At 43.7% G+C, this 503-nt stretch carries 1 pseudogene; it reads left to right on the top strand.

Annotated features, from left to right (window positions below):
• Window positions 1–503: pseudogene (locus HMPREF1477_RS09855) on the top strand (hypothetical protein); the annotation flags it as partial.

Here is a 503-nt window from a genome sequence, read left to right as displayed (position 1 = left end):
ATCGCAAAAATCGACTTGTCCGGTTTGGCTGATCAAATCAAAGACGGTTATTCCTTCTCCACTGACGCTAAAGGCAATGTAGTTGGTAACCATGCTGTAACAGCTGTTGGCAATGGTAAAACTGTTTCCTATGCAGCAGGCGATAACTTGACTATAAAACAAGATATCGACGCTACAACTGGTGAACACACTTATACATACGCATTGTCCAATGACATCAAGGTCGGCAAAGACGGTAAAGATGGCATCGATGGTAAAATCGGCGTAAACGGTAAAGATGGTTCCTCCGTTGTGATCAACGGTAAAGATGGTTCTATCGGCCTCAATGGTAAGGACGGTAAAGATGGTCTTACTATCCGTGGCGAAAAAGGTCAAGATGGCGTAGACGGTAAAAATGGTACTAATGGTATCACTCGTATCGTATACGAAGATAACAGCAAGAATACACATGAAGTGGCTACATTGGATGACGGCATGAAATATGCTGGCGACGATGCACAAGG

The organism is Veillonella sp. HPA0037, assembly GCF_000411535.1.
GTDB classification, from domain to species: Bacteria; Bacillota; Negativicutes; order Veillonellales; family Veillonellaceae; genus Veillonella; species Veillonella atypica.
Note: the sequence above shows the minus strand (reverse complement) of the source record. Positions and strands in the feature narration are given on the sequence as shown.